The organism is Pseudomonas sp. AOB-7, from assembly GCF_003696305.1.
Taxonomy (GTDB): Bacteria; Pseudomonadota; Gammaproteobacteria; order Pseudomonadales; family Pseudomonadaceae; genus Aquipseudomonas.
The window spans coordinates 103047-127642 of sequence record NZ_RFFK01000008.1; the positions used below are offsets into that span (position 1 = coordinate 103047).

Annotated in this window: 26 protein-coding genes; 15 read left to right on the forward strand and 11 right to left on the reverse strand. The window is 68.1% G+C overall.

The features are described from left to right. Nucleotides 1–51 precede the first annotated feature (51 nt). From EA796_RS16055 to EA796_RS16070, 4 genes are all read left to right on the forward strand, one after another. Nucleotides 52–1215, forward strand: a complete 1164-nt coding sequence (locus EA796_RS16055; RefSeq protein ID WP_122109327.1) for an iron-containing alcohol dehydrogenase — start codon at nt 52–54, stop codon at nt 1213–1215. A gap of 85 nt (nt 1216–1300) precedes the next feature. Continuing rightward, entirely contained in the window at nt 1301–1735 is a 435-nt protein-coding gene (locus EA796_RS16060) for a thioesterase family protein (protein WP_122109328.1), read from the forward strand. A 63-nt stretch (nt 1736–1798) separates the two neighbouring features. Next, on the forward strand, nt 1799–2863 hold the full coding sequence (locus EA796_RS16065; protein ID WP_122109329.1) for a DUF2157 domain-containing protein: 1065 nt from the start codon (nt 1799–1801) through the stop codon (nt 2861–2863). Continuing rightward, on the forward strand, nt 2860–3630 hold the full coding sequence (locus tag EA796_RS16070) for a DUF4824 family protein (RefSeq protein WP_122109330.1): 771 nt from the start codon (nt 2860–2862) through the stop codon (nt 3628–3630). The genes EA796_RS16065 and EA796_RS16070 overlap by 4 nt, the downstream gene beginning before the upstream one ends. Here EA796_RS16070 and EA796_RS16075 read toward each other — a convergent pair. After that, nucleotides 3624–4079, reverse strand: a complete 456-nt coding sequence (locus tag EA796_RS16075; protein WP_122109391.1) for a YMGG-like glycine zipper-containing protein — start codon at nt 4077–4079, stop codon at nt 3624–3626. The genes EA796_RS16070 and EA796_RS16075 overlap by 7 nt on opposite strands. Before the next feature lie 145 nt (nt 4080–4224). Further along, the gene (locus EA796_RS16080) at nt 4225–5313 is read right to left on the reverse strand and encodes a substrate-binding domain-containing protein (RefSeq protein ID WP_122109331.1); all 1089 of its coding nucleotides are present in this window, start codon (nt 5311–5313) and stop codon (nt 4225–4227) included. Between the two features lie 201 nt (nt 5314–5514). Between EA796_RS16080 and EA796_RS16085 the strand changes: the two genes are divergently transcribed. The 6 genes from EA796_RS16085 to lysM all read left to right on the forward strand — a co-directional run bounded on the left by EA796_RS16085 (nt 5515) and on the right by lysM (nt 12495). Then, a complete protein-coding gene (locus tag EA796_RS16085) occupies nt 5515–6009 on the forward strand; it encodes a formate dehydrogenase subunit gamma (RefSeq protein ID WP_122109332.1) in 495 nt (164 codons plus the stop codon). Next, nucleotides 6006–7577 (forward strand): NADH-quinone oxidoreductase subunit NuoF, encoded by a 1572-nt coding sequence (locus tag EA796_RS16090; protein WP_122109333.1) that lies wholly within the window; start codon nt 6006–6008, stop codon nt 7575–7577. Before EA796_RS16085 ends, EA796_RS16090 begins: the two co-directional genes overlap by 4 nt. A gap of 15 nt (nt 7578–7592) precedes the next feature. After that, nucleotides 7593–10436 (forward strand): formate dehydrogenase subunit alpha, encoded by a 2844-nt coding sequence (fdhF, locus tag EA796_RS16095; RefSeq protein WP_122109334.1) that lies wholly within the window; start codon nt 7593–7595, stop codon nt 10434–10436. Between the two features lie 94 nt (nt 10437–10530). Continuing rightward, on the forward strand, nt 10531–10776 hold the full coding sequence (locus EA796_RS16100; protein WP_256679218.1) for a formate dehydrogenase subunit delta: 246 nt from the start codon (nt 10531–10533) through the stop codon (nt 10774–10776). 172 nt (nt 10777–10948) lie between these two features. Continuing rightward, nucleotides 10949–11776, forward strand: coding sequence for a formate dehydrogenase accessory sulfurtransferase FdhD (gene fdhD / locus EA796_RS16105; protein ID WP_122109336.1), 828 nt, complete (start codon nt 10949–10951; stop codon nt 11774–11776). 281 nt (nt 11777–12057) lie between these two features. Beyond that, nucleotides 12058–12495 (forward strand): peptidoglycan-binding protein LysM, encoded by a 438-nt coding sequence (gene lysM / locus EA796_RS16110; protein WP_021443837.1) that lies wholly within the window; start codon nt 12058–12060, stop codon nt 12493–12495. A gap of 35 nt (nt 12496–12530) precedes the next feature. On the opposite strand, the gene yrfG is transcribed toward lysM, so the two are convergent. Then, entirely contained in the window at nt 12531–13211 is a 681-nt protein-coding gene (gene yrfG, locus EA796_RS16115; RefSeq protein WP_122109337.1) for a GMP/IMP nucleotidase, read from the reverse strand. 125 nt (nt 13212–13336) lie between these two features. On the opposite strand from yrfG, the gene nudE reads away from it, so the two are divergent. Next, nucleotides 13337–13903 carry an ADP compounds hydrolase NudE gene (nudE, locus tag EA796_RS16120; protein WP_021443835.1) on the forward strand — a complete coding sequence of 189 codons (567 nt, stop codon included), beginning with the start codon at nt 13337–13339 and terminating at the stop codon, nt 13901–13903. Further along, a complete protein-coding gene (cysQ, locus tag EA796_RS16125; protein WP_122109338.1) occupies nt 13900–14721 on the forward strand; it encodes a 3'(2'),5'-bisphosphate nucleotidase CysQ in 822 nt (273 codons plus the stop codon). The genes nudE and cysQ overlap by 4 nt, the downstream gene beginning before the upstream one ends. Nucleotides 14722–14785: 64 nt before the next feature. Here cysQ and EA796_RS16130 read toward each other — a convergent pair whose 3' ends face one another. From EA796_RS16130 to gshB, 8 genes are all read right to left on the reverse strand, one after another. Further along, nucleotides 14786–16693, reverse strand: a complete 1908-nt coding sequence (locus tag EA796_RS16130) for a beta-ketoacyl synthase (RefSeq protein ID WP_122109339.1) — start codon at nt 16691–16693, stop codon at nt 14786–14788. A gap of 310 nt (nt 16694–17003) precedes the next feature. Beyond that, nucleotides 17004–18275 carry a dihydroorotase gene (locus tag EA796_RS16135; RefSeq protein WP_122109340.1) on the reverse strand — a complete coding sequence of 424 codons (1272 nt, stop codon included), beginning with the start codon at nt 18273–18275 and terminating at the stop codon, nt 17004–17006. After that, on the reverse strand, nt 18275–19282 hold the full coding sequence (locus EA796_RS16140; protein WP_021444027.1) for an aspartate carbamoyltransferase catalytic subunit: 1008 nt from the start codon (nt 19280–19282) through the stop codon (nt 18275–18277). Before EA796_RS16140 ends, EA796_RS16135 begins: the two co-directional genes overlap by 1 nt. Before the next feature lie 10 nt (nt 19283–19292). Next, a complete protein-coding gene (gene pyrR, locus EA796_RS16145; RefSeq protein ID WP_122109341.1) occupies nt 19293–19796 on the reverse strand; it encodes a bifunctional pyr operon transcriptional regulator/uracil phosphoribosyltransferase PyrR in 504 nt (167 codons plus the stop codon). Between the two features lie 30 nt (nt 19797–19826). Continuing rightward, a complete protein-coding gene (gene ruvX, locus EA796_RS16150) occupies nt 19827–20264 on the reverse strand; it encodes a Holliday junction resolvase RuvX (protein WP_021444025.1) in 438 nt (145 codons plus the stop codon). Next, nucleotides 20264–20833, reverse strand: coding sequence for a YqgE/AlgH family protein (locus EA796_RS16155; protein WP_021444024.1), 570 nt, complete (start codon nt 20831–20833; stop codon nt 20264–20266). Before EA796_RS16155 ends, ruvX begins: the two co-directional genes overlap by 1 nt. Before the next feature lie 175 nt (nt 20834–21008). Continuing rightward, complete coding sequence (locus EA796_RS16160; protein WP_122109342.1) at nt 21009–21905, reverse strand: energy transducer TonB; 897 nt, start codon at nt 21903–21905, stop codon at nt 21009–21011. A gap of 87 nt (nt 21906–21992) precedes the next feature. Next, nucleotides 21993–22949 carry a glutathione synthase gene (gene gshB, locus EA796_RS16165; RefSeq protein WP_122109343.1) on the reverse strand — a complete coding sequence of 319 codons (957 nt, stop codon included), beginning with the start codon at nt 22947–22949 and terminating at the stop codon, nt 21993–21995. 242 nt (nt 22950–23191) lie between these two features. On the opposite strand from gshB, the gene pilG reads away from it, so the two are divergent. Genes pilG through EA796_RS16180 form a run of 3 tightly spaced genes read left to right on the forward strand, consistent with a single transcriptional unit; the run spans nt 23192 to nt 24594 of the window. Beyond that, nucleotides 23192–23599 (forward strand): twitching motility response regulator PilG, encoded by a 408-nt coding sequence (pilG, locus tag EA796_RS16170; protein ID WP_031302687.1) that lies wholly within the window; start codon nt 23192–23194, stop codon nt 23597–23599. Between the two features lie 47 nt (nt 23600–23646). After that, nucleotides 23647–24012 carry a twitching motility response regulator PilH gene (pilH, locus tag EA796_RS16175; RefSeq protein WP_013713612.1) on the forward strand — a complete coding sequence of 122 codons (366 nt, stop codon included), beginning with the start codon at nt 23647–23649 and terminating at the stop codon, nt 24010–24012. A gap of 45 nt (nt 24013–24057) precedes the next feature. Further along, complete coding sequence (locus EA796_RS16180; RefSeq protein WP_021442252.1) at nt 24058–24594, forward strand: chemotaxis protein CheW; 537 nt, start codon at nt 24058–24060, stop codon at nt 24592–24594. The last annotated feature ends 2 nt before the right edge of the window (nt 24595–24596 follow it).

Consider the following 24596-nt stretch of genomic DNA (forward strand, 5'->3'; position numbering starts at 1 on the left):
TTGCCTGACCGGTCCCGGATTTGATCCGGGCTACAACAAGAGGAGCACCCCATGCATCCCTTCAGCTTCGCCACCACCGCGCAGATCCTCTGCGAATCCGGCGCCAGCCTGCGTCTGGCCGAACTGTGCCGCGAGCGCGGCGCACAGCGCGTGCTGATCGTCACCGATCCCGGCATCACCCGTCTCGGCATGCTGGAACCCTTGCTGCCGGGCTTCGCCCGCGCCGGCATGGGCGTGCAGGTGTTCGACCAGGTGCTGGCCGACCCGCCCGAGGCCGTGGTGCTGGCCGCCGTGGCCCAGGCCCGTGAGCTGCAGGCGGAGCTGGTGGTCGGTTTCGGCGGCGGCAGCTCGATGGACGTGGCCAAGCTGGTGGCCTTGTTGGCGCATCCCGACTGCGGCCAGGCGCTGAACGAGATCTATGGCGTGGGCAATGCCCGCGGTCGGCGTTTGCCGCTGATCCAGGTGCCGACCACCGCCGGAACCGGCTCCGAGGTGACGCCGATCGCCATCGTCACCACCGGCGAGACCACCAAGATGGGCGTGGTTTCGCCGCTGCTGCTGCCGGATCTGGCTTTGCTCGATGCCGACCTGACCCTTGGTCTGCCAGCGGCGGTCACCGCCGCCACCGGCATCGACGCCATGGTGCATGCCATCGAGGCCTACACCAGCGCGCTGAAGAAGAACCCGCTTTCCGACCTGCTGGCGCGCGAAGCCCTGCGTCTGCTGGCAGCCAATCTCGATGAGGTAGTGCGCAACGGCAGCAACCGCGAGGCGCGTCAGGCCATGCTGCTCGGCGCCTGCCTGGCCGGACAGGCCTTCGCCAACGCGCCGGTGGCGGCGGTGCATGCGCTGGCCTATCCCCTGGGCGGGCATTTCCACATTCCTCATGGGCTGTCCAATGCCCTGGTGCTGCCGCAGGTGCTGACTTTCAATGCGCCGGTGGCTGCGCCGCTTTACGCCGAGCTGGCGCCGCTGGTACTGGGCGAGCAGTTGCGGGCCGGCAGTGCGGCGGCGCAGACCGAGCAGTTGATCGAGGCCCTGGCCGGCTTCAGTCAGCGCAGCGGCCTGCCGACCCGGTTGCGCGACGCCGGAGTGAGCGAGGCCATGTTGCCCACGCTGGCGGCGGACGCCATGCTGCAGCAGCGTCTGCTGGTGAACAATCCGCGCGAGATGAACGAGCAGCAGGCGCTGGCCATTTATCAGGCTGCTTACTGATTCAGGTCGCGGCTAAAGCCCCTCGCACAGATCCGCAAGCTTTGTGGGAGGGGCTTAAGCCGAGATTCCAACCCAAGGATCATCGATGAACCAACCCCAACACCTGCGTGGCGACTACCGCCACTTCCAGCCGATCACCACGCGCTGGCACGACAACGACATCTACGGCCACGTCAACAACGTGACCTACTACAGCTACTTCGACAGCGCGGTGAATGCCTACCTGATCGCCGAAGGTGGCCTGGATATTCATGACGGCGAGGTGGTGGGCTTCGTTGTCAGCTCCAGCTGCGACTACTTCGCCTCCATCGCCTTCCCCGACGCCATCGAGGTCGGCCTGCGCGTCGGCAAGGTGGGCAACAGCTCGGTGCAGTACGAGTTGGCGATCTTCAAGGCTGGCGAGGAGCAGGCGTGCGCCGCCGGGCGCTTCGTCCATGTGTTCGTCGACCGTGCGAGCAATCGCCCAGTACCGATTCCGCCGGCCCTGCGCGCGGCGCTGGAACGCCTGCTGGTGGCCTAGTCCGGGTTCGCCAGGATCGAGCAGCCTGCTAGGCTGTGGGCAGTCATCTGCCAGGTAGTGTCCATGTCCGATCTCGAGCGCGAGCAGGCGCAGCAACGCGCCGCGCGCATCGCCGCCTTCGCCGAGGAGCTGGCCGAGCTGCGTCGCGAGCAAGTGCTGCAGCTGAGCGAGGTGCAGGAACAGGCGGTCGCCGCCCATCATCGGCAATTGCTGACGCATTACCGGCAGACCCTGGATATCGACGCCGATGTCCGCGCCCGCCAGCTGTCGCTGGGCATGCGCCTGGCCTCGCTGTTCGGCGCGCTGGCTCTGGCGGCCGGATTGTTCTTTTTGTTCTACCAGTTCTGGGGCCTGTTCGACGCCGCGGCCCAGGTCGCCATCCTGCTCGGCAGCAGCCTGGGCAGCCTGGCGCTGTGCTTCTGGCTGCAGCGCCGCGACGCCTCGGGTTACTACGCCAAACTGGCGGCCGTGCTGGCGTTCGTCTGCTTCGTGCTCAACCTGACGCTGCTCGGGCAGATCTTCAATATCACCCCCTCGCCCAATGTCCTGCTGCCCTGGGCTGCGCTGGCCCTGCTGCTGGCCTACTCGGTGCGCCAGCGCCTGCTGCTGGTGGCGGCGCTGCTGTGCCTGGGGCTGTTCGTCGCCGCGCGGCTGAGCGACTGGGCCGGCTGGCACTGGTGGGCGCTGGGCCAGCGGCCGGAGCACTTCATGCCGCTGGCGCTGCTGCTGTTGCTGCCGCAATGGCTCGACCAGCGCCGCTACCCGGGGTTTGCCGCCTGTTATCGGGCGCTGGGCCTGCTTTACCTGCTCGGCCCGGTATTGCTGCTGTCCTACTGGGGCGAGGCCAGCTACCTCGACTGGCCGGTGCGTGGCGTCGAGGCCTTTTACCAGGTGCTGGGCTTCGTCCTGGCGGGCCTGGCGGTCTGGCTCGGCATCCGCCGCGGCTGGGGCGAGGTGGTCAACGGCGGCCTGGTCTTCGCCCTGCTCATGCTGTTCGCCAAGCTGTTCGACTGGTGGTGGCAGCTGCTGCCGCGCTACCTGTTCTTCCTCCTGCTCGGGCTGATCGCCCTGCTGTTGCTGGTGCTGCTGCAACGCTGGCGGCGTAGCGCCCAGGACGGTGCGGCATGAACCGCGCGCTGTGGCTGGGCCTGGGCTTGATCCTGCTGAGCAACGCGGTCGCCCTCGGCGGCGTCTGGTACAACCGCAGCGGCGAGCCCGAGGCGCGCCTGACGCTGAGCCCGCGCGAGCTGGAGCCGGTGTCCGATGCCCTGTTGCGCGGCGAGGAGAACAGCGGGCTGCGTCTGCGGCTGAGCTGGCGCCATGCGGCCGGCAATGCGCGGCTGCCCTGGCTGGACGCGGCCAAGCTGGACGAACTGGGCTTCAGTGCCGAGGACCTCGAGCGGCCGCTAAGCCGTCAGTTGCCGCGCAGGGTCTGGCTGGTGCTGGAGTTGGACGGCCCGGCTTATCGCCGCCAGCTGGACGGCGCGCGCCAGGCCCTGCAGGCCGCCGAAAGCGCCCTGCAGGCGGCACCGGACAACCAGGAGCTGCAGCGCCAGCGCGACGAACGCCGCCGCCAGCTGCAATACGAGGAGCAGCAGGCCAGTCGGCTGATGCTGGTGGATGCGGGCGTGGATGCCGAGGCGCTGCGTCGGCGCTGGCCAGATCGGCGACGCCTGGTGCTGCTGTCCGGGCGGATCGAGCCCTATCGGCACGGCGCGCAGGCGGATTACGGTGCCAGTATCCGCCTGGACGGCGCTCGCTTGAGCCTGCCCCGCGCCTACCGCGAGCTGTTTCGCGGCTGGCCGCGGGGCCATGACGAAACAGGGCCCAAGGTGCAGGTCGAAGTCGCCTTCGGCCGTCGCCATGAGCCCTGGGTGCTCAGCGTTCGTCAGTGATGACGATGCCAGTGCTTCTTGTGCTTCCGCTTGCCGTGGTAGTGGTGGTGATGATGCACGTCGCGATAGCCGTGGCGGTCGTCGCGGTAGCTGGTGTTGCCCAAATGGTTGCCCAGCGCGCCGCCGGCGCCGCCGCCCACCGCCGCGCCGACCAGGCCGCCGGTGTTGCCGCCGACCTGCTGGCCGATCACGTTGCCGCCGGCCGCGCCCAGGGCGCCACCGATGGCGGCTTCGGTGCGGCTGCGCCGATCCGCGCCGACCGCGCTGCCGGCCGCGCCGCCGATACCGGCGCCGACCGCCGCGCCGGTGCTGCCGCCGACCTGTTGGCCGACCATGGCACCTACGACGCCGCCCAGTGCGCCGCCAATACCAGCTTCGGTATTGCCGGCTAGGGCGAAACTGCCGCTGGTCAGGCCGAGGGAGAGGAGGAGCAACTGCAGTGACTTCATGAACACCTCGATGACAGAGCCGCCTTGCGGCGAGAGTTGCTCCATTGACCTGCGGCGCCCATGCCGGGTTCCCGACCTCCCGTCGGCCACTGGTCTGGTTGTGGAACTGGTTCACGGTTTCGCCAAACGGGCGCAGGGGTGGCGCTCACAGCAGGCTCTCGCGGCCCCACTGCTCCAGCGCCTGGGTCAGCGGCAGCACCTCGCCGGGGCGGCTGAGGGCGTAGCCGGGCAGTTGGCCGATGCGCGCCTGGAACTCCGGGTTCTGCAGCACCCGCAGCAGGGCGGCCATGGCCGGCAGCTCGAGGCTGTCCTCGCGGCACAGCAGGCAATAGTGCTCGCGGGCCATGGGGATGAAATCCAGGCCGAAGCGGCGCGCCGCCGCCTCGACGCCGAAGCCGGCGTCGGCCATGCCGCTGGCGACGTAGGCGGCCACCGCCGCGTGGGTGAACTCCTCGTTGTGAAAACCGCTGATCGCCGCGCTGTCCAGGCCGTCGCGCTGCAGCAGGTCCTGCAGCAGCAGGCGGGTGCCCGAACCGGGCTCGCGGTTGACGAAGCGCAGCTCGCCGCGCGCCAGGTCCGCCAGGCCGCGCACGCCGTGCGGGTTGCCGGGGGCGAGCATCAGCCCCTGGGTGCGCACGACGAAGGTGATCACCCGCTGGTCGGGGCGCAGCCAGGGCTGGATGCGGGCCATGCTCAGCGCGCCGAGCGGCCCGGCCGGCACGTGCAGGCCGGCCACCTCGCAGTCGTGGCGATGCAGGGCGATGATCGCCTCGCTGCCGCTGCGAAACTGCACCTCCCACTGCCAGCTGGGGTCGCGCTCCAGCCACTCGCGCAGCGCCGCCACGGCGAAACCGTGGCTGGCATGGATGCGCAGGCCGGGGTTGCTGGCCTGCAGCACCCGGTTCAGCTCCAGCTCCAGCTCGCCGGCCAGGTTGTCCAGCTGCGGCGACAGCCGCGCGCGGATGCGCTGGTCGGCCCACAGCAGCTTCTCCCCCAGCGGCGCCAGGCGCGCGCCCTTGCCGCGTTCCAGCTCGATCAGCGGGCTGCCGAAGAACGCCTGCCACTTGCCCAAGAGGTTCCAGGCATGGCGGTAGGAATAGCCGACGCGGGCGGCGGCCTCGGTCAGCTTGCCGGTGTCGTGTACCGCCTGCAGCAATTCCAGCCCCTGCGGGTCGAGGCTGCTGCCGTCGCGCTGGTGGAAACGCCAGCGCGGCTGGATATCGATACGGATCATATGTTCAATACTTCATATTTGTGTGGCCAATTTCCCATGTTAGTTTGCCGTGCATGGGCGTTTTGCGTCCGAGTATAAGAACTTTACTTCATATATGGCGAGCCAAAAGGCTTCGCTTGGGATAAGCCGACCAGCAGCCGTGACTGGCGCGGATTATCTCCCCGACAGTACCGGCGACCTCCGCCGGCTGGAGCATCGAATATGGCTGTTCTTCCCCAGCGCTTCGCCCCCGAGCAGTGCCAGGCCGTCGCCCGCGAGGTGCTGGCCGCCCACCGCGGCCAGCCCGGCGCCCTGTTGCCGATCCTCCACGACATCCAGGACCGCCTCGGCGCCGTACCGCCCGAGCTGCTGCCGCTGATCGCCGAGGACCTCTGCCTGTCGCGCGCCGAGGTACATGGGGTGGTCAGCTTCTACCACGATTTTCGCGCCACGCCGCCCGGTCGCCAGGTGCTCAAGCTGTGCCAGGCCGAGGCCTGCCAGTCGATGGGGGTCAAGGCGCTGACCGCCGAGCTCGAGGAGAAACTCGGCCTGCCGCTGGGCGAGACCCGCGCGGACGGCAGCCTCAGCTTCGAGCCGGTGTACTGCCTGGGCAACTGCGCCTGTGCGCCGAACGCCATGCTGGGCGGCGAGCTGCACGGCCGTGTCGATGCCGATGAACTGCTGGCGCTGCTGGCCGAACAGGAGGCACGCGCATGAGCGAGTCGATCAAGGTCTTCGTCCCGCGCGACGCCACCGCGCTCAGCCTGGGCGCCGACAAGGTGGCCCAGGCCATAGTCGCCGAGGCCGCGGCGCGGGGTATCGAGGTGCAACTGGTGCGCAACGGCTCGCGCGGGCTGTTCTGGCTCGAGCCGCTGGTCGAGGTCGCCACCCCGGCCGGCCGCGTCGCTTATGGGCCGGTCAAGGCCCGCGACGTCGCCGGGCTGTTCGACGCCGGTTTCCTCGAAGGCAAGGCGCATGCGCTGGGCCAGGGCTTGACCGAGGAAATCGACTACCTCAAGCGCCAGGAGCGCCTGACCTTCGCCCGCATCGGCATCACCGACCCGCTGTCGCTGGAGGACTACATTGCCCACGATGGCTACCGTGGCCTCAAACGCGCCCTCGGCATGACGCCCGAGGCGATAGTCGCCGAGGTCACCGAGTCCGGCCTGCGCGGCCGTGGCGGCGCGGCCTTCCCCACCGGCATCAAGTGGCGCACCGTGCTCGGCTGCCAGGCCCAGCAGAAGTACATCGTCTGCAACGCCGACGAAGGCGACTCGGGCACCTTTTCCGACCGCATGGTGATGGAAGACGACCCCTACGTGCTGATCGAGGGCATGTGCATCGCCGGCCTGGCCGTTGGGGCTACCAAGGGCTACATCTACCTGCGCTCGGAATACCCGCACGCCGAGGCAGTGCTGCTCGAGGCCATCGCCCGCGCCACGGCCGCCGGCTACCTGGGCGACGACCTGCTCGGCAGCGGCAAGGCCTTCCATCTGGAGCTGCGCCGCGGCGCCGGGGCCTATATCTGCGGCGAGGAAACCGCGCTGCTGGAAAGCATCGAGGGCAAGCGCGGCACCGTGCGGCCGAAGCCGCCGCTGCCGGCCATCGAGGGCCTGTTCGGCCAGCCGACGGTGATCAACAACGTGATCTCGCTGGCCTCGGTGCCGATCATCCTCGACAAGGGCGGCGCCTATTACAGGGATTACGGCATGGGCCGCTCGCTCGGCACCCTGCCGATCCAGCTGACTGGCAACATCGCCCGTGGCGGCCTGATCGAGAAGGCTTTCGGCATCACCCTGCGCGAGCTGCTCTACGAGTACGGCGGCGGCTCGGCCAGCGGCCGGCCGATCCGCGCGGTACAGGTCGGCGGCCCGCTCGGCGCCTACCTGCCCGAGTCGCAGTTCGACACGCCGCTGGACTACGAGGCCTTCGCCGCCCTCGGCGCGGTGCTCGGCCACGGCGGCATCGTGGTGTTCGACGACACGGTGGACATGGCCGACATGGCCCGTTACGCCATGGAGTTCTGCGCGGTGGAGTCCTGCGGCAAGTGCACACCCTGCCGCATCGGCTCGACCCGCGGCGAGGAGCTGCTGGCGCAGATCATAGTCGCCCGCTCCGAAGGCCCGCAGCCGGGCCGTATCGAGCTGCTCAAGAGCCTCTGCGACACCATGCTCGGCGCCTCGCTCTGTGCCCTCGGCGGCATGACCCCCTATCCGGTGATGAGCGCCATCAACCACTTTCCCGAGGACTTCGGCGTGTCGCAAGACAGCGCCGAAGCCCGCTGATCCGGAGGCGTCCCCATGGCCCTGTATCGTGAACTCGACTATGGCACCCCTGCTCGCAGCGGCGCCCCGGTAACCCTGGAAATCGACGGCAACGCCATCACCGTGCCGGCCGGCACCTCGCTGATGCGTGCGGCTCAGGAGGCCGGCATCGCCGTGCCCAAGCTGTGCGCCAGCGACAGCCTGGAACCCTTCGGCTCGTGCCGCCTGTGCATGGTGGAAATCGAAGGCCGCCGCGGCTTCCCGGCGTCCTGCACCACCCCGGTGGAGCCGGGCATGGTGGTGCGCACGCAGAGCCCGAAACTGGCCGAACTGCGTCGCGGTACCATGGAGCTGTACATCTCCGACCACCCGCTGGACTGCCTGACCTGCTCGGCCAACGGCAACTGCGAGCTGCAGGACATGGCCGGCGTGGTCGGCCTGCGCGAGGTGCGCTACGACCCGGTGAAGACCCACCTGGCCGAGGCCAAGGACGAGTCCAACCCCTATTTCAGCTACGACCCGGCCAAGTGCATCGTCTGCAACCGCTGCGTGCGCGCCTGCGAGGAAGTGCAGGGCACCTTCGCCCTGACCATCGACGGCCGTGGCTTCGATTCGCGCGTGGCCGCCGGCCAGGACGAGGACTTCCTCGACTCCGAGTGCGTGTCCTGCGGCGCCTGCGTCAACGCCTGTCCGACCGCTACCCTGATGGAAAAGTCGGTGATCGAGCTGGGCCAGGCCGAGCGCAGCGTGACCACCACCTGCGCCTACTGCGGCGTCGGCTGCTCGTTCAACGCCGAGGTCAAGGGCAACACCGTGGTGCGCATGGTGCCGAACAAGAACGGCCACGCCAACCACGGCCACGCCTGCGTCAAGGGCCGCTTCGCCTGGGGTTACGCGACCCACCCGGACCGCATCAAGACGCCGATGATCCGCGACAGCATCCATCAGCCCTGGCGCCCGGTGAGCTGGGACGAGGCCATCGGCCACGCCGCCCGGCGCTTCAAGGAGATCCAGGCGCAGTACGGCAGCCACGCGGTCGGCGGGCTGACCTCCTCGCGTTGCACCAACGAGGAAACCTACCTGGTGCAGAAACTGGTGCGCGCCGCCTTCGGCAACAACAACGTCGACACCTGCGCGCGGGTCTGCCATTCGCCGACCGGCTACGGCCTCAAGGTCACCCTCGGCGAATCGGCCGGTACCCAGGATTTCGACTCGGTGCTGGCCGCCGACGTGGTGCTGGTGATCGGTGCCAACCCCACCGACGGCCACCCGGTGTTCGGCTCGCAGCTCAAGCGCCGCCTGCGCGAGGGCGCCAAGCTGATCGTCGCCGACCCGCGCGGCATCGACCTGGTGCGCAGCCCGCACATCCGCGCCGAGCATCACCTGCAGCTGCGTCCGGGCAGCAACGTCGCCCTGCTCAATAGCCTGGGCCACGTGATCGCCACCGAGGGCCTGATCAACGAGGCCTTTGTCGCCGAGCGCTGCGAGGCCGAAGCCTTCGCGCAGTGGCGCGCCTTCGTCAGCGAACCGCGCAACAGCCCCGAGGCCATGGAAGCCCTGACCGGCGTGCCGGCCGCCTCGGTGCGCGCCGCCGCCCGCCTGTATGCCACCGGCGGCAACGCGGCGATCTACTACGGCCTGGGCGTCACCGAGCACAGCCAGGGCTCGTCCACCGTGATGGCGATCGCCAACCTGGCCATGGCCACCGGCAATATCGGCCGGCCTGGGGTGGGGGTGAACCCGCTGCGCGGACAGAACAACGTGCAGGGCTCCTGCGACATGGGTTCCTTCCCCCACGAACTGCCGGGCTACCGCCACGTCTCCGACCCGGTGGCGCGGCCGCAGTTCGAGGCCGCCTGGGGCGTCAAGCTGCTCGACGAGCCGGGCCTGCGCATCCCCAACATGTTCGCTGCGGCCCATGCCGGCACCTTCAAGGGCATTTACATCCAGGGCGAGGACCCGGCGCAGTCCGACCCCGACACCCAGCACGTCACCGATGCGCTCAAGGCCATGGAGTGCGTGGTGGTGCAGGACCTGTTCCTCAACGAAACCGCCAAGTACGCCCACGTGTTCCTGCCCGGCGCCTCCTTCCTGGAGAAGAACGGCACCTTCACCAACGCCGAGCGGCGCATCTCGCCGGTGCGCAAGGTGATGCCGGCGCTGGCCGGCAAGGAAGACTGGGAAGTGACAGTGGCGCTGTCCAACGCCCTCGGCTACCCGATGCACTACCGCCATCCGTCCGAGATCATGGACGAGATCGCCGCGCTGACGCCGACCTTCAGCGGCGTCAGCTATGCCAAGCTCGAGCGCCTGGGCAGCATCCAGTGGCCGTGCAACGACGAGGCGCCGCAAGGCACGCCGATCATGCACGAGGACGCCTTCGTGCGCGGCAAGGGGCGCTTCATGGTCACTGAGTACATCCCCACCGACGAGCGCACCTCGCGCAAGCGGCCGCTGGTGCTGACCACCGGGCGCATCCTCTCGCAGTACAACGTCGGCGCGCAGACCCGACGCACCGCCAACACGGCCTGGCACCCCGAGGACGTGCTGGAACTGCACCCGGTGGACGCCGAGGACCGTGGCATCAAGGACGGCGACTGGGTCGGCATCGACAGCCGCGCCGGCGAGACGGTGCTGCGCGCCAGGGTCACCGAGCGCATGCAGCCGGGCGTGGTGTACACCACCTTCCACCACCCGGAATCCGGGGCCAACGTGATCACCACCGACAACTCCGACTGGGCCACCAACTGCCCGGAGTACAAGGTCACCGCGGTACAGGTGCGCAAAGTCGAGGCACCGTCAGACTGGCAGCAGGAGTTCGATACCTTCACCCGCGAGCAGGTCAACCTGCTGCCGCAGATCAAGGTGGTGCAGCTATGACCGGCGTGCGGGGCACCTGCCCGGCGGCCCGGGTATCGCTGCGCTCGACCTATGCGGCCCGACCCATCCTACCCAGGGGAACTTTTCGATGGGCATGAACGCCACGCAACTGATCAAGATGGCTAACCAGATCGGCGCCTTCTTCGCCTCCCAGCCCGATCCCGGCCAGGCGCGCACGGAGTACGCCCAGCACCTCAAGCGGCAGTGGGACCCGCAGATGCGCACGGCGCTCTACGCTCACCTGGACGCCAGCGGCGGTGAGGGCTTGAGCGAGTTCGTGCTGCAGGTGCTGCGTGATTTGCGCGGGCAGATCGAGCCGCAGGCCGCGCGAGCCCTGTAGGGTGTCGCGGGGCCGCCCAGGCTGTGCGCAGCAGACAGCCGCAAGTGTCGGATAACCTAAAGTCTCGGTTCGGCGTAGGGTGGATGACGCTCTTTTCATCCACCATTGCAGCACCACGGTGGATCGGTAAAGCGTGATCCATCCTACGATCCTCGCGAGGAGCCAGCATCCCATGTCACGCCGTACCGTCGACCCGCTCGCCGATGATCGCACCGCCCACCCGGCGCGGGACGGCTACGCCTATGTCGAGCTGGACCAGGCGGCGCGCAGCGGCCATGCGGTGTTGGCCGAGGAGTGCGCCCTGGTGATCGCCTACAACGGCATCAGTCATGCGGTGATGATGGTCTCGCCCAGCGCGTTGGAGGATTTCGTGGTCGGCTTCAGCCTGAGCGGCGCGCTGGTCGAGGGCGTCGAGGAAATCTACGACATCCAGATCGGCCGTCAGGGCGAGGCCTTCCACGCCGAGGTGCAGATCGCCAACCGCGCCTTCTGGGCGCTCAAGCAGCAGCGGCGCAATCTGGCCGGCACCAGCGGCTGCGGCCTGTGCGGGGTGGCGGCGCTGGAGCAGGCGCTGCCGCAACTGATCGAGCTGGCCGACAGCCCCCTGCCGCCGGCCGCGCACCTGCATGAGCTGCGCGCACGCATCGCCGCGGTGCAGCGCCTGGCGCGCCACAGCGGCGCGCTGCACGCCGCGCTGTTCGTCGACGAACAGGGCGAGATCGTCCTGTGCCGCGAGGATATCGGCCGCCACAACGCCCTGGACAAGCTGATCGGCGCGCTGCGCCGCGAGGGCCGCGACGGCCGCCGCGGTTTCGCCGTGGTCACCAGCCGCTGCAGCCTGGAGCTGATCCACAAGGCGGTGCGCGCCGGCTTCGCCAGCCTGGTCAGCCTCTCCGCGCCCACCGACCTGTGCGTGCGCTGGGCGCGCCAGCACCGCCTCAACCTGATCCACCTGCCGCACCATAGCGCGCCGAGGGTCTACAGTCCGGCGCCGTCCTGAGAGCCTGTTCAAAGGCTGCTGCGCGTCGGCACTGCTGCGTTAAAAACAGGCTGGAGCGCCAGCCCGGTCGGAATGCTCATTTACAACTCGTAAAGTCGCCCGCGACTCCGACCGTTCCTCGCCTGTTTTTGCGGGGCCGCCATCGGTATTGCATTGCTCTAGCTCGCGAGCCTTTGAACAGGCTCTGAGACCAGCGGCGCGCCCACCCGCCCTGCAGCATCTAGACTTGCGCTTCCGGGCGCTGCCTGCCCGGCCATCCACAAGGCACGAGAGGAATCGCCATGAGTATCTTCGCCTTTGTCAAAGAAGCCGGGGTCAAGCTGTGGGAGTCGCTGGTGGGGCAGGAGGCGCAGGCCGCCGAATCGCTCAAGGAGCACGTGGCCAAGGTCGGCCTGGGCAACCCGAATATCGAGGTCAGTGTCGAGGGCGACAAGGTAACCGCCCGCGGCGAGGTGGCCAGCCAGGAAGAGAAGGAGAAGATCCTCCTGGTCTTGGGCAACGTCGCCGGGGTCGGCGAGGTGGACGACCAGATCGGCGTCGTCACGCCGGCGCTGGCGGCGCGCTTCGTCACGGTGAAGAAGGGCGACACCCTGAGCGCCATCGCCAAGATCGAATACGGCAACGCCAATGCCTATATGAAGATCTTCGAGGCCAACAAACCGATGCTCGGCCACCCGGACAAGATCTACCCGGGGCAGGTATTGCGCATTCCCGAATAAACACGCCTCCCCTGCAGGGGGCGGTCTGCCGGCGCCTACGACAAGCGCATCCCGGCTAGCCCCTGCAACAGCGCCCGATAATCCTCCACCGCGGCGAACTCCTCGGTGTCCTTGGGACCGGCCTGGCTGTCCGGCTGGCGTACGGCGAGCAGCTGGGCGACGCCAAAGCGCCCGGCACTGCGCAGGATCGGCAGGCTGTCGTCGATGAACAGGCTGCGCGCCGGATCGAACTCGACGTCCTGGCGCAGGGCGAACCAGAACTGCTGGTCCTCCTTGGGAAAGCCGTAGTCGTGGGAGCTGATCAGCCGCTCGAACCAGGGCGCCAGCTCCACGCGTTCGAGCTTCAGCGACAGCGAATCGCGGTGCGCGTTGGTGATCAGCACCACGCGCTTGCCGGCCTCGCGCAGGGCGCGCAGGAACAGCTCGGCATCCGCACGCAGAGCGATCAGATCGGCCACCTCGCGCTTGAGATCGCGGATCGAGAGGTTCAGCTCGCGGCTCCAGAAATCCGTGCAGTACCAGTTCAGCGTGCCGGCGTGCTGGCGAAACAGTGGCAGTAGCTCGGCCTCGGCCAGCGCCAGGCTGAGGCCGTGGTGCTCGGCGTAGCGCTGCGGCAGGTGCTTGAGCCAGAAGTGGTTGTCGAAGTGCAGGTCGAGCAGGGTGCCGTCCATATCCAGCAGGACGGTGTCGATCTGGTGCCAGGGCAGTGGAAGCATGGGGACGTCTTGCGCTCGAAGGTCGTGAATCTGCCGGCCTGCGTCGCGAACGTGCAATCTGCGCCGGGGATAATCGGAAAAGCCGCGGTATGATAACCCGCCAGGTCACGCCAAGGAGTCGTCCCATGCGTCAGAAGCCCACGGTACTCGCCCGTGAAATAGTCGCCAGCAGCCGCCTGTTCCGCGTCGAGGAGCTGCAGCTGCGCTTTTCCAATGGCGTCGAGCGGACCTACGAGCGTCTGGTGGGCAAGGGCGTCGGCTACGGCGCGGTGATGGTGGTGGCGATGCTCGATGCCGAGCATGCGGTGCTGGTCGAGGAATACTGCGGCGGCACCGACGACTACCAGCTGTCGCTGCCCAAGGGCCTGATCGAGCCGGGCGAGGACGTGCTGGTGGCGGCCAACCGCGAGCTCAAGGAGGAGGCGGGTTTTGGGGCGCACGAGCTGGAATACATCACCGAGCTGAGCCTGTCGCCGGGCTATATGAGCCAGAAGATCCAGGTGGTGCTGGCGCGCGACCTGTACGAGGAGCGCCTGCCGGGCGACGAGCCGGAGCCGATGCGGGTCGACCGGATCAACCTGCGCGAGCTGTCCAGCCTGGCCCAGCACGCCCAGTTCAGCGAGGGCCGCGCCCTGGCCGCGCTGTACCTGGTGCGCGACCTGCTGAGTCAGCGTGGGGAGTTCGTGCAGTGAGTCATCCCTATATTCCCCAGGTGATCGAATTGGTACGCGCCGCCGGTGCGGCGACCCTGCCGTACTGGCGCAGCGACCTGGCGGTGACGGAGAAGGCCGATGCCTCGCCGGTCACCGCCGCCGACCTGGCCGCCCACCATATCCTGCTCGATGGCCTGCGCGCGCTGGCACCGGCGGTGCCGGTGCTGTCCGAGGAGGCCGCCGACATTCCCCTGGCCGAGCGCGCCGCCTGGACGCGCTGGTGGCTGGTCGACCCGCTCGATGGCACCAAGGAATTTATCGCCGGCTCCGAGGAGTTCACCGTCAATGTCGCGCTGATCGAGCACGGCCGCGTGGTGTTCGGCGTGGTCGGCATTCCGGCCAATGGGCGCTGCTATTACGGTGGCGCTGGTCTGGGTGCCTGGCGCAGCGAAGTGCCGGGTGACGAGCAGCCGATCGGCGTGCGTCTGGCGCCGGCGCAGGGCTTTACCCTGGTGGCCAGCAAGCGCCATTCGAGCCCGGCCCAGGAGCGCCTGCTCGGCGGCCTGGCCGCGCGCTTCGGCGAGCCGGCGCTGGCCAATATCGGCAGTTCGCTGAAATTTTGCCTTCTGGCCGAGGGCAATGCCGACTGCTACCCGCGCCTGGCGCCTACGTCGCAGTGGGACACCGCGGCGGCGCAGGGCGTGCTGGAAGGGGCGGGCGGCGAAGTGCTGGATCTTGCCGGCGCGCCGCTGGCTTACCAGGCGCGCGAATCCTTTCTCAATCCGTCGTTCCTGGCCTTGCCGGCCGCCGCCGAATGGCGTGGCGAGCTGATCGAGCTGGCGCGCGGGTTGGCATAGGCGAGGTGGGAGGGGCTTCAGCGGCGATTGTCGCGGCTGAAGCCCCTCCCACAGCACAACACGCTCAATCGAGCATATCGCGGTAGCGCTCGTCCTTCTTGAACACCAGCGGCTGGTCGAAGCCGGGCACCTTCACTTCTTCGGTGGTGATGGAGATCGCCTGGTCGTCGATCATGTCGTTGCCGAAGTTGTAGATGATGTCCAGCTGGCCCAGCAGCGCCTGGCTGTCGTAGGCCGCCGCGGCGGTGCGGGTGGCTTCGCGGCGGGCCAGGTAGGCGTCGAAGGCGGCCTGGCCGTGGCGCTTGCGCAGCATGCGCTCGACCACATGCGGGGCCAGCACCAGGGCGCTGGCGTTGTTGCCGCCGAAGCCCTTGGAGTTGATGAAGGCCACGTCCAGCGCCTGCTCACCCAGCTTGCGATCGACGGTGGACAGGCTCAGGTGCTGCTGGTGCACGTCGCCGGCCACCGCGTCGATGGTCTTCAGGCCGGGCAGGATGCCGTACTTGAAGGCGCCGAGGGCGGCGATCACCTGGTCGCCGCTGGCGGTGGCCAGGGAGTGACCGACGAACGCCTTGACCGCGGTGATCGGCCACTGCTCGATGCCGAAGGCGGCCGCGACGCGGTCGAGAATCTCTGACTCGGTCACCCGGTTGGCCGGGGTGCTGGAGCCGTGGGCGTGGACGAAACTGCGGCTGCGTACGGCGTCCAGGCCGAGCAGCTGCACGGCGCTGGCCACGGCCTTGGCCACGGTCAGGTAGTTGCCCGGACCGGGGGCGGAGATGGATTTCTTGAAGCCGTCGGCGTTGATGAACACGTCTGGCACCGCGCCGTGGACGTCGGCACCCAGCTCCAGGGCCAGCTCGTCGTCCATCAGCACCACGAACTGGCAGGCTTCGGCCAGGGTGAAGCCGCAGTTGTCGCCGAACGGGCGGCTGGCGCGGCGGAAATCCACGTCCTGCTTGCCCTCGATCTGACGCAGGCCTTCCTCGGTGGCCAGCGCGCCCATGGCGCCGTAGCCCTCGATGCACTCCTGGTTGATCGGCGCCTCGCTGCTGCCGACGATGACCACGCGCGCCTTGCCCGAGGCGATCTGCTCGATGCCCTTCTGCAGGTTGTAGAGGAAGGTGGCGCAGGCGCCGGTGATGCTGCCGGTGGTGCCGACGCTGCCGAGCACGTAGGCGTTGATGAAGTCGGCCGGCATGGTGTTCAGGCCCAGGGCCAGCTGCTTGGCGGTGACCCGGCCGCCTTTCAGGCGCGACTGCATCATGCCGCCGAAGCCGTTCTCGTCGAGCTGGCTCATGATGCAGCTGGCGAACACGGCGATCTCGTCCGGGGCGACATGTTGAACGATGCGCTGCCAGTCGATGCCCACCGAGCGCAGCGCGTCGGTGACGCCGACCACGGTCATGGCCAGGCCGCGCGGGTGGAAGCGCGAGTTGTACAGCTCGCTCGGCTCGAAGCCGGTGGGCAGCTGGCCGGCGGACTTCACCGCCAGCGGGCGGTAGCTGTCGACCTTGAACTCGCAGCTGTCGTGCAGGGTGACCTGCACCTCGCTGGCGTTGAGCTCCTGCACCGACCAGTTGGCCGGCAGCGGTTCGGGCAGCTGCTTGCGCAGGGTGAGGAAGCTGAGGCTGCCGCTATGGCCGGGGGCCAGGCCGATGCTCTTCTGCCAGTGGGCGGCGTCCGGGTCGAGATGCTGCTTCTCGATGCGGCGCACCAGGGTGCCGGCGAGAATCTGCTCGGCGTAGCGGCTCTCGATTTCCCCCAGGCTTAGCGGCTGGCCGTCCTGATCGCGGTACTGGCCGTCGACCACGCGCACCAGTTTCATCATCTGCGCCAGCCCGGCCAGCATCTCCTGGCGCGCGCGGGCGTCCAGGGTCTCGATCACGGTGCGGCGAAAGCCATGGTGGAAGGAGCTGCGCCCGGCTGCGTTGTACCCCCCAAAACCCACGATCACAGGTAAGCGCGACATAACTCAAAAGCTCCTGAACTGGGCCAGCGCGACGCCGAGCCGACGCCTTGCGGCGCGGGCGCGGATCCCAAAGCGGTGGCGTATGCAAAGATTCGGCTGCCTATCCTGACGTGGATCATGACTGTCGAGTCACTCATCCGACCAATGTCGTGGCGAGCGAAAAGCATGCCGCGGGCAGGACAGCTCGTCGTGGGCGTCGTTAATCCCAGGGGCGGATCCGGGGGGGCGCCGCGCGCAGCAAGGGTTTTCCAGGTGGATGCGCACTAACAACAAGCCCGCCGGATGGCGGGCTCGTGCACTGCTGGTCGCATCAGGCCTGGTAGCTGATATGACCATCCACCAGGGTGTAGCGCACCGCGCCGGGCAGGCAATGGTCGATAAAGGGGCAGTTGCCGCCCTTGGAGTACCAGCGTTCGCCGGCCAGGGTGGAGGCCTGCGGATCGAACAGCACCAGGTCGGCTGCGGCGCCGACGGCCAGACGACCGGCCGGCAGGCGCAGCGCGTCGGCCGGGCCGCTGGACAGACGCGCCAGCAGCGTCGGCAGGTCCAGCAGGCCGTCCTGCACCAGGCTCAGGGCCAGCGGCAGCAGCAGCTGCACGCTGCTGATGCCCGGCTCGGTGGCGGCGAAGGGCGCCAGCTTGGCGTCGCGCTCGTGCGGCTGGTGGTGGCTGGCGATGGCGGAGATCACCCCGGCCTTCACCGCCTCGCGCAGGCCGTCGCGGTCGGCCCGCGAGCGCAGCGGCGGCTGCACATGGTAGAGGCTGGAGAAGTCGATCAGCGCCTCGTCGGTGAGGATCAGCTGGTACAGCGCCACGTCCGCCGTCACCGGCAAACCGCGTGCCTGGGCGGCGGCGATCAGCTCGGCGCCGCGGGCGCTGGTGATCTGGCTGAAGTGCGCGCGCACGCCACTCTGTTCCACCAGTAGCAGGTCACGGGCCAGGGCCACGGTCTCGGCGGTTTCCGGGATGCCGGCCAGGCCGAGGAAGCTGGCGGTCGGGCCTTCATGGGCCAGGCCGCCTTCGGCCAGATCGGCGTCCTGCGAGTGGAAGATCACCTGCAGGTCGAAGGTGGCCGCGTATTCCAGCGCGCGGCGCAGGGTGCGGCTGCTGCGGAAGTTGTCCAGGCCGTTGCCGAAGGCGACGCAACCGGCATCGCGCAGGGCGACCAGCTCGGCCAGTTGTTCGCCGGCCAGGCCCTTGCTCAGTGCGCCGATGGGGAAGACCTTGGTGTGCCCGGCCTCGCGGGCGCGGTCGAGGATCAGCTCGGCCACCGCCGGGGTGTCCAGCACTGGCTTGGTAATTGGCGGGCAGCACAGGCTGGTGACGCCGCCGGCCGCGGCGGCCAGGGTTTCGCTGGCGATGCTGCCCTTGCGGCTGTAGCCCGGTTCGCGCAGGGCCACCGAAAGGTCGACCAGGCCGGGGGCGGCGATCAGGCCCTGGGCGGCGAGCGTCTGCTCGGCGACGAAGCCGGCCGGCGCCTGGCCGATGGCGACCAGCTTGCCGCCGTCGATATAGATATCGCCGACCCGATCCAGGCCGCTGCTGGGATCGATCACGCGGGCGCCGAGGATTGCGGTACGCATCAGTTGGCCTCCTCGGCATTGAGTTGACGTTGGGCGTTCTGCCCGCTCATGGCCATCGACAGCACCGCCATGCGGATGGCGATGCCGTAGGTGACCTGGTTGAGGATCACCGATTGCGGGCCGTCGGCCACCGCCGACTCGATCTCCACGCCGCGGTTGATCGGCCCCGGGTGCATCACCAGGGCATCGGGCTTGGCCAGCGCCAGGCGCTGCTCGCTGAGGCCGAACAGGCGGTAGAACTCGCCTTCGCTGGGCAGCAGGCCACCCTGCATGCGCTCGCGCTGCAGGCGCAGCATGATCACCACGTCGACGTCCTTGAGGCCCTCGTTGGCGTCGCTGAACACGCGCACGCCGTAGCTTTGTTCGAGGCCTATGGGTAGCAGGGTCTTCGGCGCGATCACGCGGATGTCCGGGCAGCCCAGGGTCTTCAACGCCAGCATGTTGGAGCGCGCCACCCGCGAGTGCAGGATGTCGCCGACTATGGCCACCGAGAGATTCTCGAAGTCGCCCTTGTGCCGGCGGATGGTGAGCATGTCGAGCATGCCCTGGGTCGGGTGGGCGTGGCGGCCGTCGCCGCCGTTGATGATCGCCAGGTTCGGGCAGACGTGCTCGGCGATGAAGTGCGCGGCGCCGGAGTCGGCATGGCGCACGACGAAGATGTCGGCGGCCATGGCCTCGAGGTTGCGCAGGGTGTCGAACAGGGTCTCGCCCTTGCTGGTGGAGCTGGTCGACACGTTGAGGCTGATGACGTCGGCCGACAGCCGCTGGGCGGCCAGTTCGAAGGTGGTGCGGGTGCGCGTGGAGTTCTCGAAGAACACGTTGCACACGGTCTTGCCGCGCAGCAGCGGCACCTTCTTCACCGCGCGCGCACCGACCTCGAGGAAGGAGTCGGCGGTGTCGAGGATTTCGGTCAACAGCTCGCGGGGCAGGCCGTCGAGGGAGAGGAAATGGCGCAGCTGGCCTTGGTCGTTCAGCTGCAGCGGGCGCTTGGCGGCGAGTGGCGTCATCGCGGGAGTCTCAGTTGGCGAGCGTCTGGAGTTCGAGGGTCAGCGGCGTGGGGCCGGACAATTTTACCCGCTCGTTGGCCGCCAGCGACAGGCTGGCGCCGACCACGTCGGGGCGGATCGGCAGCTCGCGGGCGCCCAGGTCGAGCAGGCTGACCAGGGTCACGCTGGCCGGACGGCCGTAGTCGAACAGCTCGTTCAGCGCGGCGCGGATGGTGCGCCCGCTCATCAGCACGTCGTCGATCAGCACCAGGTGCTGGCCTTCGATCTCGAACGGCAGTTCGGACGGTTGCACCTGCGGGTGCAGGCCGTTCTGGGTGAAGTCGTCGCGGTAGAAGGACACGTCGAGCACGCCCAGCGCGTCGTCGCGCCCCAAGGCGGCGAGCAGGGCCTGGGCGACCCAGACGCCGCCGGTGCGGATGCCGATAAAGCGCGGCTCGGCGATCTGCCGCTGGTTCAGGTGCTGGGTCAGGGCGCTGGCCATGGCCGGCAGCAGGTCGTTGGGGTTCGGTAGCATGGCGAAACTCCATGTGGCGGGCCGAGTCGCTCAGCCCGGACAGTTTTCCTCGAGCCAGCCCTGCAGCAGCAGGGCGGCGGCAATGGCATCCACCGGGCGCTCGCGGTAGCCGCCGCTCTGGCCTTCGCGCAGGCGCTGGCCCTTGGCCTCGAAGGTGGTCAGGCGTTCGTCGTGGGTGTAGGCGGGCAGGTTGAAGCGGCCATTGAGGCGGCGGGCGAATTTCTCCGCGCGGGCGCTCATCTCGCTGGGCGTGCCGTCCATGTTCAGTGGCAGGCCGACCACCACGGCGTCCGGCTGCCATTCCTTGATCAAGGCTTCGACCCGGCTCCAGTCCGGCACGCCGTTCTGCGCCTTGAGCACGCACAGCTCGCGGGCCTGGCCGGTGATCACCTGGCCGACGGCGACGCCGATCTGCTTGGTGCCGTAGTCGAAGCCCAGCAGCAGGCGCAGCGGCTTGCCCTCGGCCATCAGGCGTGCCCGGCTTGCGAGGTGAGCAGGCTGAGGTTGACCCCCAGGCGTGCGGCGGCGGCATTGAGGCGCTGGTCGAAGGGCAGGTCGAAGAGAATGCTGCTGTCGGCCGGGCAGGTCAGCCAGGCGTTGTCGGCCAGCTCCGCTTCCAGTTGCCCGGCCTCCCAGCCGGCGTAGCCGAGGGTGATCAGGTACTTGTCCGGGCCCGTGCCGTCGGCGATGGCGAATAGCACGTCCTGCGAGGTGGACAGGCCCAGCTCGCCTAGCTCCAGGGTGGCCTGGAACTGCGGGCCGGCCGGGTGCAGGACGAAGCCGCGGTCGGTCTGCACCGGGCCGCCGGCGAAGATCGGCAGGCTGTGGCACAGCGCCGCCGGCTCCTCCTCGGGGCGCAGCTGTTCCAGCACGTCGGCCAGGTTGAGGCCGTTGGGCTTGTTGATCACCAGGCCCATGGCGCCCTGTTCGTTGTGTTCGACCAGGTAGGTGACGGTGTGCGCGAAATGCGGATCGGCCATGTGCGGCATGGCGATCAGGAAGTGGTGCTTGAGTGAGGTGGGGGCTGAAATCTTCATGGCGCTAGTTTCGGCCTTAAGCGGGCAGGCTTCAAGCTGTAGGGCGGACCGGATCGCCGGCCGCTCGTAGTGAGGCTAGCTGTCCGCCATCGGCGTTGACTACAAGATCGCCCGGCTTACTGCTCCGCGAGTGCGTCCTACCTGCGACTGCGCTTACCGCGTGTACGCCGATCTGTCAGTTGCTCGACAGCCGGTCGCCGCGCTCGAAGCGCCAGGTGCGGATGATTTCCAGGCGGTCGATATCGGCCAGGTCGCCGGTGAAGGGGGCGTAGGGCGCGGCCAGGCGCACGATGCGCTGGGCCGCCTGGTCGAGCACGGCCTGGCCGGAGGATTCCAGCACCTGCACCTCGTACAGCGAGCCGTCGCGGTTGATCGAGACCAGCAGGCGCAGGCTGCCGTAGATGCGCTGGCGGCGGGCGTCGTCGGGGTAGTTGAGGTTGCCGATGCGCTCGACCTTCTTGCGCCATTCGTCCTTGTACCAGGCGCCCTTGTCGCGCATGGTCGAGGCGGCGTTGAGGCGGTGGATCTTCGGCCGTTTGGCATAGGCCTGGACTTCCTGGGCCAGCTCGGCCTCCAGGCTGGCGATTTCCGCCGACAGCTGGGCGGCATCGAATACCGGCGCCGGGCGGGTCTGCGGCACCGGCTTGGCTTCCTCGCGTTTGACCGGGGTCTTCTGCTGCTGCGGGGCGCGGGTGGCGACCGCGGCCTTGGGCGCTTCCTGGCGGGTAGCCGGCTGCTGCGGGGTGGCCGGCGGGGTGACCTTGCGCACCTCGCTGTCCTGGAACGGCGCCTGTTCGGTGGTCTTCGGTGCGGCGGCGTGTTCCAGGGTGCCGCTGCCCTGCTGGTTGTCCTGGGCGAGGAAGTCGGCCTGCTTGGGCTTCTCCTCGCTCTTGAAGGTGGACAGGGTGATTTCCAGGGTCTTGCTGATCTGGCTCGGTGGCTCCAGGCCGAAGCCGACGCCGAGGATCAGCGCCACGTGCAGGGCCGCGGCGAGGAACAGGGTGAACCCCAGGCGATCCGCCGGACGGACGGCGGCGGTGGAAACGGCGGGTGGGGTGGCTGCTGCGTTCATCGCATATCGGGTCTGCTGGCGGATGTCGCGCAGTCTGCGGCGCGACGCTTCAGGCTGCAAGCCTGAAGCGCCAGGCTGCCACCTGCGTCAAGCTTTTGCCGCGTGCTTGGCCGCGATGCAGTCCATCAGGCGCTCGCCGATGCGGGTGTCGAAGGCGGCGTCGATCTCGCGGATGCAGGTGGGGCTGGTGACGTTGATCTCGGTGAGGTGCTCGCCGATCACGTCCAGGCCGACGAACAGCAGCCCCTTCTCGCGCAGGGTCGGGCCGACCGCGGCGGCGATCTCGTGGTCGCGCGCGGTCAGTGGGCGGGCCTCGCCGCGGCCGCCGGCGGCCAGGTTGCCGCGGGTCTCGCCGGCGGCCGGGATGCGCGCCAGGCAGTAGGGCACCGCTTCGCCATCGATCATCAGGATGCGCTTGTCGCCGTCCTTGATCGCCGACAGGTAGCCTTGCGCCATGATCTGCTGCTGGCCATGCCGGGTCAGCGCCTCGAGGATCACCGAGAGGTTGGGGTCGCCTTCGCGGTGGCGGAATATCTGCGAACCGCCCATGCCGTCCAGGGGTTTGAGAATGATGTCACGGTGCTCATCGGCAAACTGGCGCAGAATGTCAGGACGCCGACTGACCAGGGTCGGCGGCGTGTATTGGGAGAACTGGGTGGCGAACAGCTTTTCATTGCAGTCGCGCAGGCTCTGCGGCCGATTGACCACCAGTACGCCGTCGCGTTCCGCCTGCTCCAGCAGGTGGGTGGAATAGAGGAATTCGTTATCGAAGGGCGGGTCCTTGCGCATCAGGATCACGTCCAGCTCGGCGAGGGCGGCATCCTGTTCGGCGCCCAGGGCGAACCAGCGCTGGGCGTCGTTGAACACTTCCAGGGGGCGCAGGCGGGCACGGGCCTGGCCGCGGGCCTGGTAGAGATCCTGCTGTTCCATATAGAACAGCGACCAGCCGCGCGCCTGAGCGGCCAGCAGCATGGCCAGCGAGCTGTCCTTCTTGAAGGAAATGCTGGCAATCGGATCCATGACGATCCCGAGACGAAGGCTCATGGGGGTAACTCTCCGCGAGAAATGGGGCGGCGGCCGGGTTGGCCGCGCCGAGCACAGGCTGTCAGGGTGGCGTCGGCCGGGTCCCTGGTCAAGGGCAGGAACCGCCCCGGCGGGCTTATAGCTTGCATGGGGAGAGTGTGCTAAAAAGGCCCGACGATTGGGTCAAGCCCCATCGGTGACAGGGCCTCAGGCACACTGATAACGCGAATATAACGACTCACCGAGGCGATGGTAGGGCGAAAATGGAACAGCATTCCGAGGGTTTGAAAGTAATGGTGATCGACGATTCGAAAACGATTCGTCGCACCGCGGAAACTCTGCTGAAAAAGGTGGGTTGCGAGGTCATCACCGCGGTCGATGGCTTCGATGCCCTGGCCAAGATTGCCGACACCCATCCCAGCATCATCTTTGTCGACATCATGATGCCGCGTCTCGATGGGTATCAGACCTGTGCCCTGATCAAGAACAACAGTGCTTTCAAATCCACCCCGGTGATCATGCTGTCCTCCAAGGACGGCCTGTTCGACAAGGCCAAGGGGCGCATCGTCGGCTCCGATCAGTACCTGACCAAGCCCTTCAGCAAGGAAGAGCTGCTCGGGGCGATCAAGGCCCACGTGCCGGACTTCATCCCGGTGGAACAAGCCTCCTGACGCCGCGGCCTGCAGGGCCGTACGCCTCTTCTGTATTGGGAAACACCATGGCTCGAATTCTGATTGTTGATGACTCCCCGACCGAGATGTACAAGCTGACCGCCATGCTGGAAAAGCACGGCCATCAGGTGCTCAAGGCGGAAAACGGCGCCGACGGCGTCGCCCTGGCGCGCCAGGAGAAGCCCGACGCCGTACTGATGGACATCGTCATGCCGGGCCTCAACGGCTTCCAGGCCACCCGTCAGCTGACCAAGGACGCCGAGACCAGCCATATTCCGGTGATCATCGTCACCACCAAGGACCAGGAGACCGACAAGGTCTGGGGCAAGCGCCAGGGCGCCAAGGACTACCTGACCAAGCCGGTCGACGAAGACACCTTGCTGAAAACCCTCAATGCGGTGCTGGCCGGCTGATGCCGTGTCGTCCGCGTATTAAATAAGAAGAAGGCCAAGGCTGGCATGTCGGACGTGCAGACCCCTTTCCAGATTCTCCTCGACATCGACCAGCGTTGCCGCGCCCTGGCGGCCGGCCTGCCGTCGCAGCAGGCGGCCGTGCAGACCTGGAGCGGTATCGGCTTTCGCATGGGCGAACGGCTGTTCGTCGCGCCGATGGGGGAAGTCGGCGAGGTGTTGCACGAGCCGCGTCACACCCTGCTGCCGGGTGTGAAGAGCTGGGTCAAGGGCGTCGCCAACGTGCGCGGTCGCCTGCTGCCGGTGATGGACCTGTGCGGCTTCTTCGGCAACGAACTGTCGCCGCTGCGCAAGCTGCGGCGGGTGCTGGTGGTCGATCACCAGGAAATCTTCGCCGGCCTCACGGTCGACGAGGTGTTCGGCATGCAACATTTTCCCGTGGATGCCTTCTCCGAGCAGTTGCCGCCCCTCGAGGCGAGCATCGCGCCCTTTATCCACGGTGTCTTTCAACGGGAACAGCCCTGGTTGGTGTTCAGCCCTCACGCGCTGGCCACCGATCCGGGCTTTCTCGATGTCGCTTATTAGAA

Bases quoted from the DNA above. Each gene is read 5' to 3' on its own strand.
- EA796_RS16055 (WP_122109327.1), top strand. From the start codon at position 52: ATGCATCCCTTCAGCTTCGCCACCACCGCGCAGATCCTCTGCGAATCC.
- EA796_RS16060 (WP_122109328.1), top strand. From the start codon at position 1,301: ATGAACCAACCCCAACACCTGCGTGGCGACTACCGCCACTTCCAGCCG.
- EA796_RS16065 (WP_122109329.1), top strand. From the start codon at position 1,799: ATGTCCGATCTCGAGCGCGAGCAGGCGCAGCAACGCGCCGCGCGCATC.
- EA796_RS16070 (WP_122109330.1), top strand. From the start codon at position 2,860: ATGAACCGCGCGCTGTGGCTGGGCCTGGGCTTGATCCTGCTGAGCAAC.
- EA796_RS16075 (WP_122109391.1), bottom strand. From the start codon at position 4,079: ATGAAGTCACTGCAGTTGCTCCTCCTCTCCCTCGGCCTGACCAGCGGC.
- EA796_RS16080 (WP_122109331.1), bottom strand. From the start codon at position 5,313: ATGATCCGTATCGATATCCAGCCGCGCTGGCGTTTCCACCAGCGCGAC.
- EA796_RS16085 (WP_122109332.1), top strand. From the start codon at position 5,515: ATGGCTGTTCTTCCCCAGCGCTTCGCCCCCGAGCAGTGCCAGGCCGTC.
- EA796_RS16090 (WP_122109333.1), top strand. From the start codon at position 6,006: ATGAGCGAGTCGATCAAGGTCTTCGTCCCGCGCGACGCCACCGCGCTC.
- fdhF (WP_122109334.1), top strand. From the start codon at position 7,593: ATGGCCCTGTATCGTGAACTCGACTATGGCACCCCTGCTCGCAGCGGC.
- EA796_RS16100 (WP_256679218.1), top strand. From the start codon at position 10,531: ATGAACGCCACGCAACTGATCAAGATGGCTAACCAGATCGGCGCCTTC.
- fdhD (WP_122109336.1), top strand. From the start codon at position 10,949: ATGTCACGCCGTACCGTCGACCCGCTCGCCGATGATCGCACCGCCCAC.
- lysM (WP_021443837.1), top strand. From the start codon at position 12,058: ATGAGTATCTTCGCCTTTGTCAAAGAAGCCGGGGTCAAGCTGTGGGAG.
- yrfG (WP_122109337.1), bottom strand. From the start codon at position 13,211: ATGCTTCCACTGCCCTGGCACCAGATCGACACCGTCCTGCTGGATATG.
- nudE (WP_021443835.1), top strand. From the start codon at position 13,337: ATGCGTCAGAAGCCCACGGTACTCGCCCGTGAAATAGTCGCCAGCAGC.
- EA796_RS16130 (WP_122109339.1), bottom strand. From the start codon at position 16,693: ATGTCGCGCTTACCTGTGATCGTGGGTTTTGGGGGGTACAACGCAGCC.
- EA796_RS16135 (WP_122109340.1), bottom strand. From the start codon at position 18,275: ATGCGTACCGCAATCCTCGGCGCCCGCGTGATCGATCCCAGCAGCGGC.
- EA796_RS16140 (WP_021444027.1), bottom strand. From the start codon at position 19,282: ATGACGCCACTCGCCGCCAAGCGCCCGCTGCAGCTGAACGACCAAGGC.
- pyrR (WP_122109341.1), bottom strand. From the start codon at position 19,796: ATGCTACCGAACCCCAACGACCTGCTGCCGGCCATGGCCAGCGCCCTG.
- ruvX (WP_021444025.1), bottom strand. From the start codon at position 20,264: ATGGCCGAGGGCAAGCCGCTGCGCCTGCTGCTGGGCTTCGACTACGGC.
- EA796_RS16155 (WP_021444024.1), bottom strand. From the start codon at position 20,833: ATGAAGATTTCAGCCCCCACCTCACTCAAGCACCACTTCCTGATCGCC.
- EA796_RS16160 (WP_122109342.1), bottom strand. From the start codon at position 21,905: ATGAACGCAGCAGCCACCCCACCCGCCGTTTCCACCGCCGCCGTCCGT.
- gshB (WP_122109343.1), bottom strand. From the start codon at position 22,949: ATGAGCCTTCGTCTCGGGATCGTCATGGATCCGATTGCCAGCATTTCC.
- pilG (WP_031302687.1), top strand. From the start codon at position 23,192: ATGGAACAGCATTCCGAGGGTTTGAAAGTAATGGTGATCGACGATTCG.
- pilH (WP_013713612.1), top strand. From the start codon at position 23,647: ATGGCTCGAATTCTGATTGTTGATGACTCCCCGACCGAGATGTACAAG.
- EA796_RS16180 (WP_021442252.1), top strand. From the start codon at position 24,058: ATGTCGGACGTGCAGACCCCTTTCCAGATTCTCCTCGACATCGACCAG.